The 16,855-nt window shown below is 69.2% G+C and carries 17 protein-coding genes and 1 pseudogene; 13 read left to right on the plus strand and 5 right to left on the minus strand.

The window, feature by feature from the left end:
- The first annotated feature begins 6 nt into the window (after window positions 1–6).
- The 5 genes from RMO12_RS08860 to RMO12_RS08880 all read left to right on the plus strand — a co-directional run bounded on the left by RMO12_RS08860 (window position 7) and on the right by RMO12_RS08880 (window position 4,265).
- Window positions 7–771, plus strand: a complete 765-nt coding sequence (locus RMO12_RS08860) for an ABC transporter substrate-binding protein (RefSeq protein WP_405029649.1) — start codon at window positions 7–9, stop codon at window positions 769–771.
- Window positions 772–959: 188 nt separating this feature from the next.
- Window positions 960–1,649 (plus strand): ABC transporter permease subunit, encoded by a 690-nt coding sequence (locus tag RMO12_RS08865; protein ID WP_309639011.1) that lies wholly within the window; start codon window positions 960–962, stop codon window positions 1,647–1,649.
- Window positions 1,646–2,335 (plus strand): ABC transporter permease, encoded by a 690-nt coding sequence (locus tag RMO12_RS08870; RefSeq protein ID WP_309624361.1) that lies wholly within the window; start codon window positions 1,646–1,648, stop codon window positions 2,333–2,335. Before RMO12_RS08865 ends, RMO12_RS08870 begins: the two co-directional genes overlap by 4 nt.
- 12 nt (window positions 2,336–2,347) lie before the next feature.
- Entirely contained in the window at window positions 2,348–3,466 is a 1,119-nt protein-coding gene (locus RMO12_RS08875; protein WP_309639012.1) for a M14 family metallopeptidase, read from the plus strand.
- 25 nt (window positions 3,467–3,491) lie between these two features.
- Window positions 3,492–4,265: an ATP-binding cassette domain-containing protein gene (locus tag RMO12_RS08880; RefSeq protein WP_309639013.1), complete on the plus strand. Its 774-nt coding sequence runs from the start codon at window positions 3,492–3,494 to the stop codon at window positions 4,263–4,265.
- A gap of 35 nt (window positions 4,266–4,300) precedes the next feature.
- Here the strand turns inward: RMO12_RS08880 and RMO12_RS08885 are convergent, their stop codons facing one another.
- From RMO12_RS08885 to RMO12_RS08900, 4 genes are all read right to left on the minus strand, one after another.
- Window positions 4,301–5,014 carry a DUF599 domain-containing protein gene (locus RMO12_RS08885; RefSeq protein ID WP_309624571.1) on the minus strand — a complete coding sequence of 238 codons (714 nt, stop codon included), beginning with the start codon at window positions 5,012–5,014 and terminating at the stop codon, window positions 4,301–4,303.
- A 256-nt stretch (window positions 5,015–5,270) separates the two neighbouring features.
- A complete protein-coding gene (locus tag RMO12_RS08890) occupies window positions 5,271–5,858 on the minus strand; it encodes an NAD(P)H-dependent oxidoreductase (protein WP_309639014.1) in 588 nt (195 codons plus the stop codon).
- A 9-nt stretch (window positions 5,859–5,867) separates the two neighbouring features.
- Window positions 5,868–6,425: a flavodoxin family protein gene (locus RMO12_RS08895; protein ID WP_309639015.1), complete on the minus strand. Its 558-nt coding sequence runs from the start codon at window positions 6,423–6,425 to the stop codon at window positions 5,868–5,870.
- Between the two features lie 61 nt (window positions 6,426–6,486).
- Window positions 6,487–7,200: a pirin family protein gene (locus tag RMO12_RS08900; protein ID WP_309639016.1), complete on the minus strand. Its 714-nt coding sequence runs from the start codon at window positions 7,198–7,200 to the stop codon at window positions 6,487–6,489.
- A 149-nt stretch (window positions 7,201–7,349) separates the two neighbouring features.
- Between RMO12_RS08900 and RMO12_RS08905 the strand changes: the two genes are divergently transcribed.
- The 3 genes from RMO12_RS08905 (at window position 7,350) to RMO12_RS08915 (ending at window position 9,969) form a co-directional block, all read left to right on the plus strand.
- Window positions 7,350–8,327 (plus strand): LysR substrate-binding domain-containing protein, encoded by a 978-nt coding sequence (locus tag RMO12_RS08905; protein ID WP_309639017.1) that lies wholly within the window; start codon window positions 7,350–7,352, stop codon window positions 8,325–8,327.
- Between the two features lie 207 nt (window positions 8,328–8,534).
- Window positions 8,535–9,488, plus strand: a complete 954-nt coding sequence (gene gluQRS, locus RMO12_RS08910; protein WP_405029648.1) for a tRNA glutamyl-Q(34) synthetase GluQRS — start codon at window positions 8,535–8,537, stop codon at window positions 9,486–9,488.
- An 88-nt stretch (window positions 9,489–9,576) separates the two neighbouring features.
- Window positions 9,577–9,969 carry a response regulator gene (locus RMO12_RS08915; protein ID WP_309639018.1) on the plus strand — a complete coding sequence of 131 codons (393 nt, stop codon included), beginning with the start codon at window positions 9,577–9,579 and terminating at the stop codon, window positions 9,967–9,969.
- Between the two features lie 19 nt (window positions 9,970–9,988).
- Here the strand turns inward: RMO12_RS08915 and RMO12_RS08920 are convergent, their stop codons facing one another.
- Window positions 9,989–10,627, minus strand: coding sequence for a response regulator transcription factor (locus RMO12_RS08920; RefSeq protein WP_309639019.1), 639 nt, complete (start codon window positions 10,625–10,627; stop codon window positions 9,989–9,991).
- Between the two features lie 54 nt (window positions 10,628–10,681).
- Here RMO12_RS08920 and RMO12_RS08925 point away from each other — a divergent pair, with 54 nt between their 5' ends.
- The 5 genes and pseudogenes from RMO12_RS08925 to RMO12_RS08950 all read left to right on the plus strand — a co-directional run.
- On the plus strand, window positions 10,682–12,106 hold the full coding sequence (locus tag RMO12_RS08925) for a CHASE3 domain-containing protein (RefSeq protein ID WP_309639020.1): 1,425 nt from the start codon (window positions 10,682–10,684) through the stop codon (window positions 12,104–12,106).
- A gap of 232 nt (window positions 12,107–12,338) precedes the next feature.
- Entirely contained in the window at window positions 12,339–15,380 is a 3,042-nt protein-coding gene (locus RMO12_RS08935) for a transglycosylase domain-containing protein (protein WP_309639021.1), read from the plus strand.
- A 252-nt stretch (window positions 15,381–15,632) separates the two neighbouring features.
- On the plus strand, window positions 15,633–16,073 hold the full coding sequence (locus RMO12_RS08940; RefSeq protein WP_309639022.1) for a CBS domain-containing protein: 441 nt from the start codon (window positions 15,633–15,635) through the stop codon (window positions 16,071–16,073).
- 282 nt (window positions 16,074–16,355) lie between these two features.
- Window positions 16,356–16,523, plus strand: coding sequence for a DUF1328 domain-containing protein (locus RMO12_RS08945; RefSeq protein ID WP_309639023.1), 168 nt, complete (start codon window positions 16,356–16,358; stop codon window positions 16,521–16,523).
- 45 nt (window positions 16,524–16,568) lie between these two features.
- Window positions 16,569–16,855 (plus strand): annotated as a pseudogene (locus RMO12_RS08950) (hypothetical protein); the annotation flags it as partial.

Genomic DNA, 16,855 nt, shown 5'->3' on the forward strand with positions numbered 1-16,855 from the left:
CCCGCCCTGCTGCTGGGCGCACTGCTGGCTGCGCTGCTGCCGCCCGCTGCATTCGCCGCCGACGCCAAGAAGCTGCGCATCGGCGTCGAAGGCGCCTACCCGCCCTTCAGCGAAGTCACGCCCTCGGGCCAGCTCAAGGGCTTTGACATCGACATTGCGCAGGCGCTGTGCGCCAGCATGCAGGTCCAATGCACGCTGGTGCAGCAAGACTTCGACGGCATGATCCCGGCGCTGCAGGCGCGCAAGTTCGACGCCATCATCGCCTCGATGGCGATCACCGCAGAGCGCAAGAAGCAGGTCGCCTTCAGCGACAAGTACTACAACACGCCGGCCCGCTTCATCGTCAAGAACGGCAGCGCGATCACCATCTCGGCCAAGGGCCTGGAGGGCAAGAAGATCGGCGTGCAGCGCTCCACCATCCACGACCGCTTCGTGACCGAAACCTTCAAGGCCGCGCAGATCGTGCGCTACACCAAGCAAGACGAGGTCTACCTCGACCTCGCCGCCGGCCGCATCGACGTGACCCTGCAAGACACCGTGGCCGCCGACGTCGGTTTCCTCAAGACGCCCCAGGGCAAGGGGTTTACTTTCATCGGCCCGAGCTACAACGACGTCGCCTACTTCGGCGACGGCTCGGGCATCGCCATGCGCAAGGCCGACACCGATCTGCTGGCCAGCTTCAACGCCGCCATCAAGGCGATCCGCGCCGACGGCACGTACAAGAAGCTGCAGGACAAGTACTTCGACTTCGACGTGTATGGCGGGCCGTGAGCGCAGGTGCCGGCCCGCACAGGAACTGGCGCTCCTCCCCGAGCGGACCGCCGCGCCCGCACGGCTTGCTCCTTCCCCCGCTGGGGGAGGGAGCGAATACGCACCATGCTGCGCCTCACTCTTACGCCCTCGCCCGCTTGCGGGCGAGGGCTGGGGTGAGGGTCGCGCGTGAACGCTGAGCCTCACCCATGCTCCACGGCTACGCCCCCGCCCTGCTCAACGGCAGCTTGCTGACCCTCGCGCTGGCCTTGGCCTCGCTGGCGCTGGCCTGCCTGCTCGGCCTGGTCTTCGCCGCGGCGCGCCTGTCGCGCTCGCGTGCCTTGCAGGCGCTCTCACTGGCCTACACCACCCTCATCCGCGGCGTGCCCGACCTGGTGCTGATGCTGCTGGTGTTCTTCGGCGGCCAGCTCGCCGTCAACGCGCTCGCGCAGCGGCTCGGCCATGCCGATTACATCGACGTCGATCCCTTCATCGCCGGCACGCTCACCATCGGCTTCATCTTCGGCGCCTACCTGAGCGAGACCTTCCGCGGCGCCTTCCTCGCGCTGCCGGCAGGCCAGCGCGAGGCGGCGCTGGCCTGCGGTCTTTCCCGCGCGCAAACGCTGCGCCGCATCGAGCTGCCGCAGATGCTGCGCCATGCGCTGCCGGCGCTTTCGAACAACTGGCTGGTGCTGGTCAAGTCCACCGCCATCGTCTCGGTGATCGGTCTGAACGACATGATGCTGCGTGCCACCCAGGCGGCCGGCGCGACGCGCGAGCCCTTCGTGTTCTATGCGGCCGCCGCGCTCATCTACCTGGCCATCACCAGCGCCAGCGAGCTGGGCTTCAAGGCCTTGCAGCGCAAGGCATCGGTCGGCGTGCGCGCGGGCTCGCTGTGAACTTCGAGCCCATCTTCGAGAGCGCGTCGCTCTACGCCGGCGGGCTCGTGGTCACGCTGCAGCTGCTGGCGATCTCGCTCGTGCTCGGCCTGGCCGCCGCCTTGCCGCTGGCCGTGCTGCGCGTGCTGCCCTCGCGCTGGGTCCACGGGCCGGTGTGGCTCTTCACCTACGTGATTCGCGGCACGCCGCTGCTGGTGCAGCTGTTTCTCATCTATTACGGCCTGGCGCAGTTCGAGGCGGTGCGCGAAAGCTTTGCCTGGCCGTGGCTGCAGTCGGCTTGGTTCTGCGCCTGCCTGGCATTTGCCATCAACACCTCGGCCTACACCACCGAGATCATTGCCGGCGCGCTGCGCGCCACGCCGCACGGCGAGCTCGAGGCGGCGCGCGCGCTGGGCCTCACCAGAGTGCAACTGTGGCGGCGCATCCTGCTGCCTTCGGCCCTGCGCCGCGCGCTGCCGGCCTATGGCAACGAGGCGGTGCTGATGCTGCATGCCACGTCGCTGGCGAGCGTGGTCACCTTGCTCGACCTCACCGGCGCCGCACGCGAAGTCAACGCGCGCTTCTACCTGCCTTTCGAGGCCTTCCTCACGGCCGGCGCGATCTACCTCGTCGTGACCCTGGCGCTGGTCGGCGCGTTGCACGGCGTCGAGCGGCGCTGGCTCGCGCACCTGCGCCCGCGCACCTGAAAGCCGATGCCCATGCAACGACGCGACCACCCCCTGCTCGAGGCCACACTCGGCACCGCGCGCAGCCTCACGAGCTTTCACTATGGCCCGAGCGCGGGGGTTGGCAAGGCCTACATCCAGGCCTCGCTGCACGCCGACGAACTGCCCGGCATGCTGGTCGCACACCACTTGCGCCAGCGGCTCGCGGTGCTGGAAGCCGAGGGTGCGCTGCTCGGCGAAGTGGTCGTGGTGCCGGTGGCCAACCCGCTCGGCCTGGCGCAGTGGCTGCTGCACGGCGCGGCGGGCCGCTTCGACCTGGCCAGCGGCGCCAACTTCAACCGCCACTACCCCGCCCTCACCGACGCCGTCTGGCAGCGCGTGCAGCACACGCTGGGCGCCGACGCCGCCGGCAACGTCGCGCTCATTCGCGCAGCCTTGCGCGCGGCAATAGCCGAGTTGCCGGTCGCCACCGAGCTGGCATCGCTGCGCCGCACCTTGCTCGCGCTCGCCTCTGACGCCGACACCGTGCTCGACCTGCACTGCGACACCGAGGCGGTGATGCATCTCTACACCGCGCCGGCCCTGTGGAGCGAGGTCGAACCGCTGGCGCGCTGCCTGGGCGCCGAAGTCAGCCTGCTGTGCGACGAATCCGGCGACGACCCGTTCGACGAGTCCTGCTCGCAAATCTGGTGGCGCCTGGCCGAGCGCGCCGGCCCCGAGCGACCGGTGCCGGCGGCCTGCGTGGCGGCGACCGTCGAGCTGCGCGGCAACGCCGACATCGCCCACCCGCAGGCCGACGCCGACGCACGTGCGCTGCTGGCCTACCTGGCGCATCGCGGCATCGTGCGCGGCGACGCGACGAGCCTGCCGCCGCTCGTGCGCGAAGCCATGCCACTGGCCGGCTCGCTGCCGCTCGTCGCGCCGTCGAGCGGCGTGGTCGTGTGGTTGCGCCATCCGGGCGCGTGGGTGAGCGAGGGCGAGCCGCTGGCCGAGCTGGTCGATCCCGTCTCCGGCGACGTGACCGTGCTCACGAGTCCCACCGAGGGCCTGTTCTACGCCCGCCTGACGCACCGCTTCGCGAGCGCCGGCATGAGCCTGGCCAAGGTGGCGGGCCGCGAGGCCCGGCGCAGCGGCAAGCTGCTGAGCGACTGAGCCGAGCACGATCGAGCGACGCCCCATGACGACCCCGATCAAGCTCGAAGCGCTGGACCTGCACAAACGCTTCGGCACGCACGAGGTGCTCAAGGGCGTGTCGCTGCGCGCCCATGCCGGCGACGTGATCACCTTGGTGGGCGCCAGCGGCTCGGGCAAGAGCACCTTGCTGCGCTGCCTTAACCTGCTGGAGCAACCCGACCGCGCGACCTTGCGGCTCTCCGGCGAAACCCTGGCCCTCACGCCCGACCGCGACGGCAGCCTGCGCGCCACCGATGCGCGCCAGCTGCAGCGCTGGCGCGCGCGCCTGGCGATGGTGTTCCAGTCCTTCAACCTGTGGCAGCACATGAGCGCGCTCGACAACGTGTGCGAGGCACCGATGCAGGTGCTGCGCTTGTCCCGCGCGCAAGCGCGCGAGCGGGCCATGGCCCTGCTGGAGCGTGTGGGCGTGGCGCACCGCGCGGCGATGTTCCCGGCGCATCTCTCGGGCGGCGAGCAGCAGCGCGTGGCGATCGCGCGCGCCCTCGCGATGGAGCCCGAGGTGATGCTGTTCGACGAGCCCACTTCGGCGCTCGACCCCGAGCTGGTCGGCGAGGTGCTGAGGGTCATGCGCGACCTGGCCGCCGAGGGCCGCACCATGATCGTGGTGACGCACGAGATGGCGTTTGCGCGCGAGGTGTCCAACCACTGCATATTCCTGCACCAGGGCGTGGTCGAGGAAGAAGGCCCGCCGCGCGAGGTGCTGGTACGGCCGAACAGCGAAAGGCTGCGGCAGTTCTTGTCAGGCGGCCTGAAGTAAGCGGCAGCAGCGGGCTGGCCCTCACCCCGACCCCCTTAAAACCCCCTCAACGCCTCCAGCACTTCCGAGCGGAACTCGCGCCGGTACAGGATGTAAACCACCCCCGCCGTCGCAAGCATGAAGACCGGCGGCGAGACAAACCAGCCGATCGCCGCGAACGCCATGTAGTAGCCGCGCAAGCCATCGTTGAAGGCCTCGGCGGCCAGTCCCACCACCCGGCCCGCACGGTCCGCAAAGGCTTCGCGCGAAGGCCCGCCCTCGGCCGCGAACTCGCTCGCCTCGGGGGCCGCCGCCACCAGCAGCGCGCCGAAGGTGTATTGACGCAGGCTCCAGGTAAAGCGAAAGAAGCTGTAGACGAACACCGCCGTGAGCAGCAGCAGCTTCAAGTCGAACACCAGCCCCGTGGTGCGCGCCGCGAATGGCAACTCGCGCGCCAGGTCGGTCGCCTTGTCGCCGGCACCCAGCACGGCCAACAAGCCGCCGATGATGAGGATGGTGGTGGAGGCAAAGAAGCTCGGGCTCACCGACAGGTTCTGCACCACCACGCCGTCGATCACGCGCACCTCGCGCCGCGTGGTAGCCAGCATCCACTGGCGGCGGATGCGGTTGCTGGCCGCCAGCACCGAGGGCTGCACCAGCGAGCGCCGCTTGGCGAATCGCGCATAACCCGCCCAGGCGGCGAAGAACCACACGAGCGCTGCCCAGTCCGTCCAGGGCAGCAGGGCGAGCATGGTCACGAAGGTCTGCATGCGGCGATGCTAGTTGGATATCGGGCGTGCAATGTACTGGTCAGAGGTCGGTGGGGGGCAAAGGCGCGTCCGGGCAGGCGGCAGCGCTTCATCGAGGTGTGAGCCCTCGCCGGACACCGCCTGCCGCGTCGCGCGAACCTCCCGAAGCTCCCAAACCTCCCGGATGCCCCGGATGACCCGACACCAGCCGCGCTCAGGAACGCGCCATCTGCGCACTACAGGTCATATTCGATTGAAAGCGAATCCGTATGAAGCGTCACGAAGACGGCGACGACGCGCGCAGCGCCTTGGCCGTCTGCAGCAGCGCCACCAGCACGGCCTGCAACGCGGCCTGCTGCTTGGGGTCGGCCAACGCGCCGTCCGCGCCAAACGCCTCGGCCGCACGCGCCACGGTCAGTTGTTGCGGCAGCACCAGCATGCCGGGGTTGAGCGCAAGGAACTGGCGCAGGCTCAGCAGGCTGCGCAGGCCGCCCAAGGCACCGGGCGACGCGCTGAGCAGTGCGGTCGGCTTGCCGCCCATCGCCGCCTTGTGCTCGGGCAGGCGCGAGGCCCAGTCGATCGCGTTCATCAGCAACGGCGGCGGGAAGGCGTTGTACTCGGGCGAGACCACCAGCACCGCATCGTGTGCCGCCAGCTCGCGCACCAGCGTCTTCGCACCCTCGGGCACACCCGTGCCGGCCTCGAGGTCGCCGTCGTAGATCGGCAGGGCGAGCGCGCGAAGGTCGGTGACGGTGGCCTCGGCGCCCTGCTCGCGCAGCACTGCTGCGGCCGCGTTGGCGAGCTTCAGGTTGTAGGACCCGGCGCGTGCGCTGCCCGGGATCACCAGCACGCGCAAGGCCGCCATGTCCGCTCCCTATCGTTGTGCGACGCGCGCCGCGACCGCCGCGACGCGTGCGCCGAATTGTCGGGCCGTCTCCAGGTCGCCCGGCAGCATCTCGTCAACGCTGGCGTCCGAGGGGCTCTGCGCGATGGCGCCGGCATAACTGCCCAGGTAGTTGATGTCGTTGCGCTGCGCCGCCTTGCTGTTGCTCGGCATGCCGCCGCTGCCGACCCAGAGGCCGCCGTGCTGCATCGCCAGCGTCATGAAGTAGTGCAGGGTCGAGTGTTTGTCGCCGTTCATCGACCCGCTGTTGGTGAAGCCGGCGAACAGCTTGTCTTTCCAGGCCTGGCCGAACCAGGGTTTGCTGGTGGCGTCGGCAAACTTCTTGAACTGCCAGCTCACGCTGCCCATGTAGGTGGGCGAGCCCATGATGATGGTGTCGGCCGCGGCCAGCTTCTCCCAGCCGCCCTCGGGCAGATTGCCCTCGGCGTCGATGGTGAGCAGCTCGCCCTGCGCGCCCTTGGCCACGGCCTCGGCCATGCGTTGGGTGTGGCCGTAGCCGCTGTGGAAGACGATCGCGATGTTGGGCATGAGGGCTTAGCTTTCAGGGTTGATGAAGCGCTTTAAATCGGCAGCAAGCGGCGCGCCTTGTTCAGCGCGCCAGGTCGAACACGATCACCTCGGCATCCTGCCCGTGCGCCAGCACGAGGCGGCTTTCGCCGTCGAGCTTGGCGGCGTCGCCGGCCTGCAGCGGCTGGTCGTTCACGCTGAGGGCACCGCGCGCCACATGCACATAGGCCAGTCGACGCGGGTCCAGGGCCAGCTCGGCGCGCTCGGCACCATTGATGAGGCCCACGTACATCGAAGCGTCGGCGTTGAGCGTGACGACGCCTTCGTTGGCCTCGGCATGGCTCGCGGGTGCGGCCACCCGCGCGAGCACGCCGCGCTTGCGCTCGGCGCTGACGCTCTTTTGCTCGTAGCCCGGCGCGATGCCGAGCACCGTGGGCTCGATCCAGATCTGCAGGAAGTGCGTCGTCTTGTCGGCCGCGTGGTTGAACTCGCTGTGGCGGATGCCGCTGCCCGCGCTCATGCGCTGCACATCGCCGGGCTGGATGACCGCGCCGTTGCCGATGCTGTCCTCATGGCCGAGCGCACCGTCGAGCACGTAGCTGATGATTTCCATGTCGCGGTGGCCGTGCGTGCCAAAGCCACTGCCGGGCGCAACGCGGTCTTCGTTGATGACGCGCAGATTGCCAAAGCCCATGTGCTCAGGGTCGTGGTAGTCCGCGAACGAGAAGCTGTGAAAGCTGTCGAGCCAGCCGTGGTCGGCGTGCCCCCGTTCGGCGGATCGGCGCAGGGTGATCATGGTGGGGTTCCTGTCGGGCGCGGCGCACTGCGCGTCGCTGCATTCAATGCAATGCAGCCAATGTAGATGCGGGTGTGCGAGCCATCAGGCGCCGGGCTGTGATGGCATCATTCAAAGGCCTTGAACGCAGAGCCCGAGTCCCCGAGTCCATGAGCAAGCGCAGGAATGCCCTCACACCCGAGGCGCTGACGATGGTCGACCTGATCGCGCGCACCGGCAGCTTCGCGGCCGCGGCGCGCGAACTCGGCAAGGTGCCCTCGGCACTGACCTACAGCGTGCGTCAACTCGAAGACGCACTCGACGTGCTGCTGTTCGACCGCAGCTCGCGCCAGGCCCGGCTCACCGCCGCCGGCAAGGAACTGCTGCACGAGGGCCGGCGCCTCTTGCTGCAAATGGACGCCGTGGCCAACCGCGTCAAGCGCATCGCCACCGGCTGGGAGACCGAGCTGACCGTGGCCGTCGACACCATCGTGGCGCCGCGCGCGGTGTTCGAGCTGATCGAGGCCTTCTACGCACTGCGCGTCGCGACCCGCGACGCGCCCGAGAGTGCGCCGCCCACGCGCCTGTGCCTGCGCAGCGAAGTGCTGTCGGGCACCTGGGAAGCACTCGCGACCGGCGCGGCCGACCTGGCCATCGGCACCGCGATCGACCCGACGCAGGGCAACGACATCGCCTGCGAGCCGCTCGGCGAGATCGAGATGGTGTTCGCGGTGGCACCGCACCATCCACTGGCCAGCGCTGTGGAGCCGCTGTCGGCCGCGACGATCGCGGCGCACCGCGTGGTCGCCATTGCCGACAGCGCACGCAGCCTGGCACCCGTCACGGTGGGCGTGCAGCCCGGGCAAGACGTGCTGACGGTGTCGTCGGTGGCGGCCAAGCTCGAAGCGATGCTGCGCGGCCTGGGCTGCGGCTCGCTGCCCAGGCCGCTGCTGCGCCCGCATGCCGAGGCCGGCCGGCTGCGCCTCTTGCGCACCACCCTGCCGGCGCGCCGCAACCTGCTGCGCTATGCCTGGCACGCGCCGCGCAACGCGCCGCCGGGGCTGGCGTTGCAGTGGTGGCTCACGCAACTGCGCAGCAAGACCACGCGGCGCGCGCTGCTCGAGCAGTACGACGAGTTGGAGCGCTAGTCGGCGGGTCTCAGGCGCCGGCGCACACCCGGTCGCATGCCGCTGCCTGCAGGTCGCGCACGGCTTGGTCGGACCGGCCTGCCCTCACCCCAACCCTCTTCAACGGGACAGGGAGCAATGCCAGGCGCTTTGGCGCGAACGGACTGCATCGCGGACTCCCGGGCGGCAAGCGCCGTCGGGATCGCGGCGCTGGCTACCATCGCGCCGGTGAATATCGCCGCGCCTCGTACGGCCCCATCGCTTGCCGACGCGCCCGACGACACCCGTGCAGGCCGCTATGTCGGACGCTTCGCGCCTTCGCCCACCGGCGCGCTGCATGCCGGCTCGCTGGTGGCGGCGCTGGCGAGTTGGCTCGACGCGCGCGCCCACGGCGGACGCTGGCTGGTGCGCATCGAAGACGTCGACGCGCCGCGCTGCGTGGCCGGCGCCGACCATCAAATCCTGCGCCAGCTCGACGCGCTCGGTCTCGCGCCGAATGCGCCGCCGCTGTGGCAGAGCGCACGCTCGGCGCGCTACGAGGCCGCGCTCGCCCGGCTCGTGGCCGCCGGTCGTGCCTACCCCTGCGCCTGCAGCCGCCAGGACATCGTGGCCGCCAACACCGCGCTCGGCCGGCCCGCCACGCACCACGGCGAACGGGTCTACCCCGGCACCTGCCGCCCCGAGAACGGCGGCCTGCGCGGCCGCACGCCGCGCGCCTGGCGGCTGCGCGTGGACGCCGGCACCGGCTCACGCGTCGCCTGGGTCGATCGGCGCCTGGGCGCGCAAGGCCAGCAGGTCGACCTGGCGGTCGGCGACTTCGTGCTGCGGCGCGCCGACGGCCTGTGGGCCTACCAGCTCGCGGTGGTGGTGGACGACGCCGAACAAGGCGTCACCGACATCGTGCGCGGCGAGGATCTGGCCGACAACACGCCGCGCCAGCTGCTACTGCAAGCGGCGCTGGCCTTGCCTCACCCACGCTATCTGCACACGCCGCTGCTGCGCACCGCCGACGGCGCCAAACTCAGCAAGCAGCACGGCGCGCCGCCGCTGGCGACCGACGCCCCGCTGCACGCACTCCGCGAGGCCGGCACCGCCCTTGGCCTGCCTGAACTGCCGGCCGCGACGCGCGATGACTGGCTGGCCGACGCCATCGCAGCCTGGCGTTCGACCTGGGTGGTGTAGGCGGCGGCCTACAGGCGACTGGGGACTGCGCTGATTTGCGTGCGCTGCCGCATTGCCTAACATTCGGAGACGAATTTCCCCAGACACCATGCCTGCCCACCGCGCCTTCCTCGTCGAAGACAGCCCCGTCATCCGCGCCAACCTGGTCGACACGCTGGAAGAGCTCTTGCCCATCTCGGTGGTGGGCTGGGCCGACGGCGAGGCAGCCGCTTCGGCATGGCTGGACGCCCACCCCGACGAGTGGGATCTGCTGATCGTCGACATCTTCTTGAACCAGGGTTCGGGCCTGGGGGTCATCAAGGCCTGCCAGCACAGGCCACCGCACCGCAAGCTGGCAGTGCTGAGCAACTACGCCACGCCCGACATGCGCGTCAAGTGCCTGGAACTGGGTGCCGACGCGGTGTTCGACAAGTCCAACGAGATCGACGCGCTGATCGCCTACTGCGCGCGACTGAATGGTGGCTCGACCTTGGACGCCTGAGCGCCACGTGCATGCAGCGCTACTGGATCAGCCCGTTCTTGAGCGCGTAGTAGGTGAGGTCGCTGTTCGATTCCAGCCGCATCTTCTCCATCACCCGCGTGCGATAGGTGCTGACCGTCTTGACGCTCAAGGACAAGCTTTCGGCGATGGCACCGATCGTTTCGCCCTGCGCCAGTCGGAGGAACACTTGCAGTTCGCGCTCGGAGAGTTGCTCGTGAAGCGGTCCGTCGCCCTTGCCACTGCTGTGCTGCTCGGCCAGCAGCTCGGCCACGCCAGCCGAGATGTAGCGCCGCCCGAGCGCGAGCATGCGCACCGCCGCCAGTATTTCGCTGGGCTCGCAGTCCTTGTTGAGGTAGCCGCTCGCGCCTTGCTTGAGCATGGCCGTGGCGTAGTGCGTCTCGGGGTAGCTGCTCAAGATGAGCACCGGCAGTTCCGGCGCGCGCGCCTTGACGCCGAGCAGCACGTCCACGCCGTTCTGGTCGGGCATGGAAACGTCGAGGATCAGCACGTCGATGCCACCGGCACGCACGAGGTCGAGCGCCTCGCGGCCGTTGGCCGCCTCGCCGACCACCTGCAGGTCCATCTCTTCGGCGAGATACTGGCGCAAGCCGGCGCGCACGATGGCGTGGTCATCGACGATGGCAACTCGAATGGACATGGACTTGGGCTCGCTGTGACAGGAGACTGCAATCGATTCTAGGGCGCAGCAGCCATGACGCAGGCCTTGCGTCGGCGCACGGCAGCGCTGAGTTTTCCGCTGGCGCTGTTGACGGCGCTCGCGCTGCTCTTGGTCAGCGAGCTGGCCTACAACCGCTCGATGGCGGCGCTGCAGGACACCACGCACGCCTTCCAGGTGCGCCTGGACATATCTCGGCTGCTGCGCCTCATGGTCGACGCCGAGAGCGGCCAACGCGGCTACCTGCTCACCGGCAAGGCGAACTACCTCGAACCCTATGCCGCGGCCACCGGGCAGATCGGCAGCGTGCTCGGGCGCTTGACGTCGTACTACCGCACGCAGCCCGGGCAGCTCGAGGATTTCGAGACGCTGGCGCGTGCGATGGAGAAGAAAATCTCCGAACTCGACCTCTCCCTGAAGATGCGCCGCGAGGGGCGCGACGAAGCCTGGCAGGCGCTGCTCGAAACCGACATCGGACGCGAGGCGCAAGAGACCATCCGCGCTGCCGCCGAGCGGCTCGGTCGAGTCGAAAGCGAGCGACTGCAGGCCCACCAGGCCCAGGTCACCCGGACGCTGCTGATCAGCCGCCTGGGCGTGGGCTCGATGACCGTGCTCAGCGTGCTGGCGTTCTACCTCTACCTGCGCCAAGCCCGCGAACTGGTGGCTGAACGCGAGCGCAAGCGCTTGGCGCTGCAGGCCGAGCGCGACGCGCTCGACGGCCAGGTGCAGCGGCGCACCGCGCAGCTCACCGAGCTGATGCAGCATCTGCAGACCATGCAGGAAACCGAGCGCAGCCATTTGGCGCGCGAGTTGCATGACGAACTCGGTGCCCTGCTCACCTCGGCCAAGCTCGACGTGGCGCGCCTGAAGTCACGCCTGCCGGATCGCGCGCCCGAGGTCATCGAGCGGCTCGACCACCTCAGCGAAGTGCTCAACAACGGCATCGCGCTCAAGCGCCGCATCATCGAAGACCTGCGCCCGTCCGCACTCGGCCACCTCGGGCTGGTCGCCTCGCTGGAGATCCTCACGCGCGAGTTCGGCCAGCGCTCGGGCCTGGCGATGCACACCGAACTGCAGGCCGTCCCGCTCGGCGAAAGTGCCGACCTCACGGTCTACCGCTTCGTGCAGGAGGCGCTCACCAACATCGCCAGGCACGCCCAGGCCAAGCGGGTCGACGTGCTGCTGCGCGCGGTGGATGGTGGCATCGACGTGAGCGTGCACGACGACGGCGCCGGTTTTGACCCCCAGGCGGTGCGCAGCAATGCCCACGGCCTGGTGGGCATGCGCTACCGCGTCCAGGCCGAAGGCGGTCGCATGCAGGTGCAATCGCAGCCGGGCCAGGGAAGCCGCGTCTCGGCATGGTTGCCGGTGCGTGCGGCGGCCGCGGTTGGGGCGGTGGCAGGCAAGGTCATTGGAACGGCTGCGTCGCCGGATGACGCGACCGGCTCGCAGACGGCTTGAGCGACGCGAAATACGCAGTCTGCCGCCTCACTCAGGCCGCTTCGCCGGTCTCCTGCCCACGCACCAGAAGCACGGGCACCGGACTCTCGCGCAACACAAGCTCCGCGTCGCTGCCGAGAGTGAGGCGTCTCAGCCCGCTGATCCGACATCGACAGTGCGCTTGATGCCGGTCGCTACCCCGTCCCCTTGGCTTGCGCTATCGTGAGGACATCTCATCCTTCGTGGATCACCGTTGGTCGCGCTGGCATCAGTGTTCTCGTGGAGGAGGGTCGGTGTTGCGCTGCTCGCCGCGGCGCTGCTCGTCGCGGGCGTCGCGGCGGTCCGGACCGCCGCCGACGAGATTCAGACCTCGCGCCACCAGGCGACCCGGCTTGCCCGGCTCGCGAACGAACTGCGCTTCGAGGTGCAAGCGGGGGCGAGCGATCCGATTCAGATTCACTTTCCCGGCGCCGGCCCCTACGACCAGCGGCTCGGCTACCACCCGCTGCCGCGCTTCGTCGAGCGGCTCACGGCGCAGGACTACCGCGTCAGCGCGCAGGCGCGCATGTCGCCGCAGCTGGTCGAGCTCAGCGAGCGCGGCCTCTTCACCCCCTATCGCGAGAAGACCCAGGCCGGGCTCGAACTGTTCGACTGCCGCGGCGAGCCGCTCTTTGCCGCGCGCTTTCCAACGCGGGTGTATGGGCGTTTCGAAGCAATCCCGCCGATGGTCGTCGACGCTCTACTGTTCATGGAGAACCGCGAGCTGCTCGATGCGCAGCGCCCGCGACTCAACCCGGCGATCGACTGGAGTCGGCTGGCGCGCGCCGTCGTCGACCAAGCGCTGCGTCGGGTCGATCAGAGCCACCCGACCTCTGGCGGCAGCACACTGGCGACGCAGATCGAGAAGTACCGCCATTCGCCCGAAGGCCGCACCGACTCGATCCGGGAAAAGCTGCGCCAGGTGGCCTCGGCCTCGCTGCGCGCCTACCTCGACGGCGAAGAGACGCTGCCGCGGCGGCGCCAGATCGTCGCCGATTACCTCGACAGCGCGCCGCTGGCGGCGCGCGCCGGCTTCGGCGAGGTCAACGGCCTGGGCGATGGGCTGTGGGCCTGGTACGGGCGCGACTTCGGCGAGGTCAACCAACTGCTGGCCGACAACGGCGACGGCGCGCCGCAGCCGGTTGAACTGCTGCCGCGTCGGGCGCTCGCCTTCAAGCAGGTGCTGTCGCTGCTCATCGCGCTGCGCCGGCCGTCGTTTTTTCTCGGCGGCGGCGAGAACGCGTCGAAGAGCCTGGCCGGACTGACCGAGAGCTACCTGCGCGTGATGGCCGAGGCCGGCGTGATCCCCGCCGCGTTGCGCGATGCGGCGCTGCCGCTGGCGCTGCAGCTCCAGCGGCAGCCGACGGCGCCGCGCAGCGTTACCTTCAGCGAACGCAAGGCGACTACCGCGTTGCGCACGCGGCTGTCGGGCCTGCTCGAGGTACCGCGTGCGTACGACCTCGACCGGCTCGACCTCGAAGCAACCAGCAGCCTCGACGGCGAGGTGCAGCGCGCGGCGACGACGCTGCTGCGCAGCCTGGGCGACCGCTCCGGTGCGAAGGCGGCCGGGCTGTTCGGATTTCGGCTGTTGAACGAAGGCGACGACCCGGGCCCGCTGGTGTTCAGCTTCACGCTGTTCGAGCGCGGCGAGCACGCCAACCGGCTGCGCGTGCAGACCGACAACCTCGACCAGCCGTTCGACATCAACGAAGGCGCCCGCCTGGACCTCGGCTCGACCGCAAAGCTGCGCACGCTGCTGACCTACCTCGAACTGGTCGGCGAACTGCACGCGCGCTGGAGCGGCATCGAAGGCGCGCAGCTCGCCGCGCTGCCGGTCGACGCGCGGGACGCGCTCGGCCTTTGGGCGCGGCAATACCTGTCGCGCGCCGAAGACCGCGGCTTGCCGGCGATGCTCGCAGCGGCGATGGAGCGCCGCTATTCGGCCAGCCCCGCCGAGGCCTTCTTCACCGGCGGCGGGCTGCACCGGTTCGAGAACTTCGAGCCGGAGGACAACGCCCGCGTGCTGAGCGTGCGCGAGGCGCTGACGCGCTCGGTCAACCTGGTCTTCATCCGGCTGATGCGCGACGTGGTGCAGCACCTGATGGTCGGCAATCCCGGCTCGGCAGCCACGCTGCGCGCCGCGGCCGGCGATCCGGCGCGGCAGGAAATGCTGGCGCGCTTTGCCGATAAAGAGGGGCGCGAGTTTCTCGAGCGTTTCTACCGGCAATACCAGGGCCGCTCGCGCGACGAGGCCGAGGCCCTGCTGCTGCAGGGCCGGCACGCGACGCCGGTGCGGCTGGCGAGCCTCTTCGGCGAACTCGAACCTGCCACCGGCGCCGAGGGGATGGCGGCGTTCATCAAGCGACACATGCCCGGCGCGAAGCTCTCGCAGTCGGCCTTGCAGGCGCTGCACGACAGGTACGGCGGCGGCCGGCTGTCGCTGGCCGATCGGGGCTACCTGGCCGGGAGGCATCCGCTGGAGCTGTGGCTGGCCGGTTTTCTGCGCCGCGATCCGCAGGCCAAGCTGAGCGAGGTGTTCGCCGCCAGCGGCGAGCAGCGGCAGGCGGTTTATGGCTGGCTGTTCAATACCCGCCATAAAAGCGCGCAGGACGTGCGCATCCGCAGCCTGCTCGAGATCGAGGCCTTCGCCGACATCCAGCGTCGCTGGCGCCGGCTCGGTTATCCGTTCGAGTCGCTGACACCGTCGTATGCGACGTCGATCGGCGCCTCGGGCGACCGCCCGGCGGCGCTGGCCGAGCTGATGGGCATCATCGTCAACCGTGGCCTGCGCCTGCCGGTGGCGCGCATCGAGTCGCTGGTGTTCGCGCGCGGTACCCCCTACGAGACGCGGCTCGACTACCAGCCGCCCGGGGCCGAGCGCGTGCTCGACGTCGCAGTGGCCGAGATCGTGCACGGCGCGCTGATCGGCGTCGTCACGGACGGCAGCGCGCGGCGCCTCAAGGGCGCGTTTGTGCGCAGCGACGGCACAGCGGTCGAGGTTGGCGGAAAGACCGGCACCGGCGACCACCGATTCGACGTGCATGGCCGCGGCGGGCGGCTGATCTCGTCGCGCGTCGTCAACCGCTCGGCAACGTTCGCCTTTCTGATCGGCGATCGCTACTTCGGTACCGTCATGGCCTACGTGCACGAGCCCGACGCGGCGCATTACCGGTTCACCAGCGCGTTATCGGCGCAACTGCTGAAGTCGTTGGCCCCGGCGCTTCAGCCGCTGCTCGATGCGGGCGCCTGCCGCTGATCCAATGGCACGGGGACCGCAGCCCCCGCGACCATGGCACCAAAGCGGCCCGGCCGCGACGCGACGACGGTCGATCCCGCTTCTACGAGGAGTAGAACGACTTCCACACGCCTCCCGGTGTCTCAGCTTCAACGTCATGTTCTCTGCGTTCGCGCAACGGCTTGATCAAGCCGTTGTGACAAGAGATCATCGTGATGCAGCCGGGCGGTCAGCTCGGCAAGTTTCTAGGGCCACGTTGCGGAAGAGACGGTCATGAATACCATCGCGAACATCCTCAGGTCGAAGGCCGATTCGGCCGTCCACTCCATCCGGCCCGATGCCTCGGTCTTCGAGGCGGTGCAACTGATGGCGCTGAAGAACATCGGCGCGCTGCTGGTGACGGACAACGACCAGATCGTCGGCATCGTTACCGAGCGCGACTACGCTCGCAAGATCGCGCTGCTGGCCCGCTCGTCGAAGGACACCCCGTTGCGCGACATCATGACCACCGCGGTGATGTACGTGCGCCCCGACCAGACCTGCGAAGAATGCATGGCGCTGATGACCGAGAACCGGGTGCGCCACCTGCCGGTGATGATGGACGGCAAGCTGATCGGCCTGATCTCGATCGGCGACCTGGTCAAGCACATCATCTCGGAGCAGAAGTTCGTCATCGAACAACTCGAGCACTACATCTCCGGGCAGCGGAACTGAGCGCATCTTCCTTGCCGGTCAGCGCACCACGATGACAGCCAGGTAGCCGTCGCACATCCGGCTTTTTTCATTGCGCGGCCGCACCCTGAAACGTTATTCCCTCCGCCTCTGGGAGAGAGCCGGGTTGAGGGCTGCGGCCTCGCCAAACCATGCAGCGCCCCTGTCGGCCCCGTCCTACATCTCCACGCAGCGCCGGACGACAGCCCCCGGCGAACTGCTCCCATGGGCCCATCGCCACCGCACGCCTAGAGTTCTTCACACGACTTGGAACAGGAGCTCGGGATGCTGCATTACGCCGTTGTTTTCTTTGTCATCGCGCTGATCGCAGCGGTGTTCGGCTTTGGCGGAATCGCCGCGAGCGCCGCCGGTATTGCCAAGCTGCTGTTCTTTGTGTTCGTCGCGTTGGCCGTCGTAAGCTTTCTGTTCGGCCTGATCAAACGCAAGCGATGAACGCAACCGTGTCCGCTCCCTCCCCCCACCACCCAAGGAAGTGCAATGAACAGTCCCTATTCCACCTACGGAGAAACCGCCCGCAACGGGCTGCATCGCGTCGCCGACGACGCCGGCCGTGCGCTCGAGAGCGCCCGCGACCGCGTGCTGCCCGGTGCGCGGCGCTTGGCATCGGAAGCCGAAAGCCTGGCGCACCGCGGCTACGACACGCTGCGTGAGGGCTCGCTGCAGCTGCGTGATCGCGCCGCCTATGCGGGCGAGCGCAGCATGCGCTACGTACGCGACGAGCCGGTCAAGTCGGTGGTGATCGCCGCCGTGGCGGCGGGCGCGCT

Source organism: Methylibium sp. (assembly GCF_031393925.1).
Classification (GTDB): domain Bacteria; phylum Pseudomonadota; class Gammaproteobacteria; order Burkholderiales; family Burkholderiaceae_C; genus Methylibium.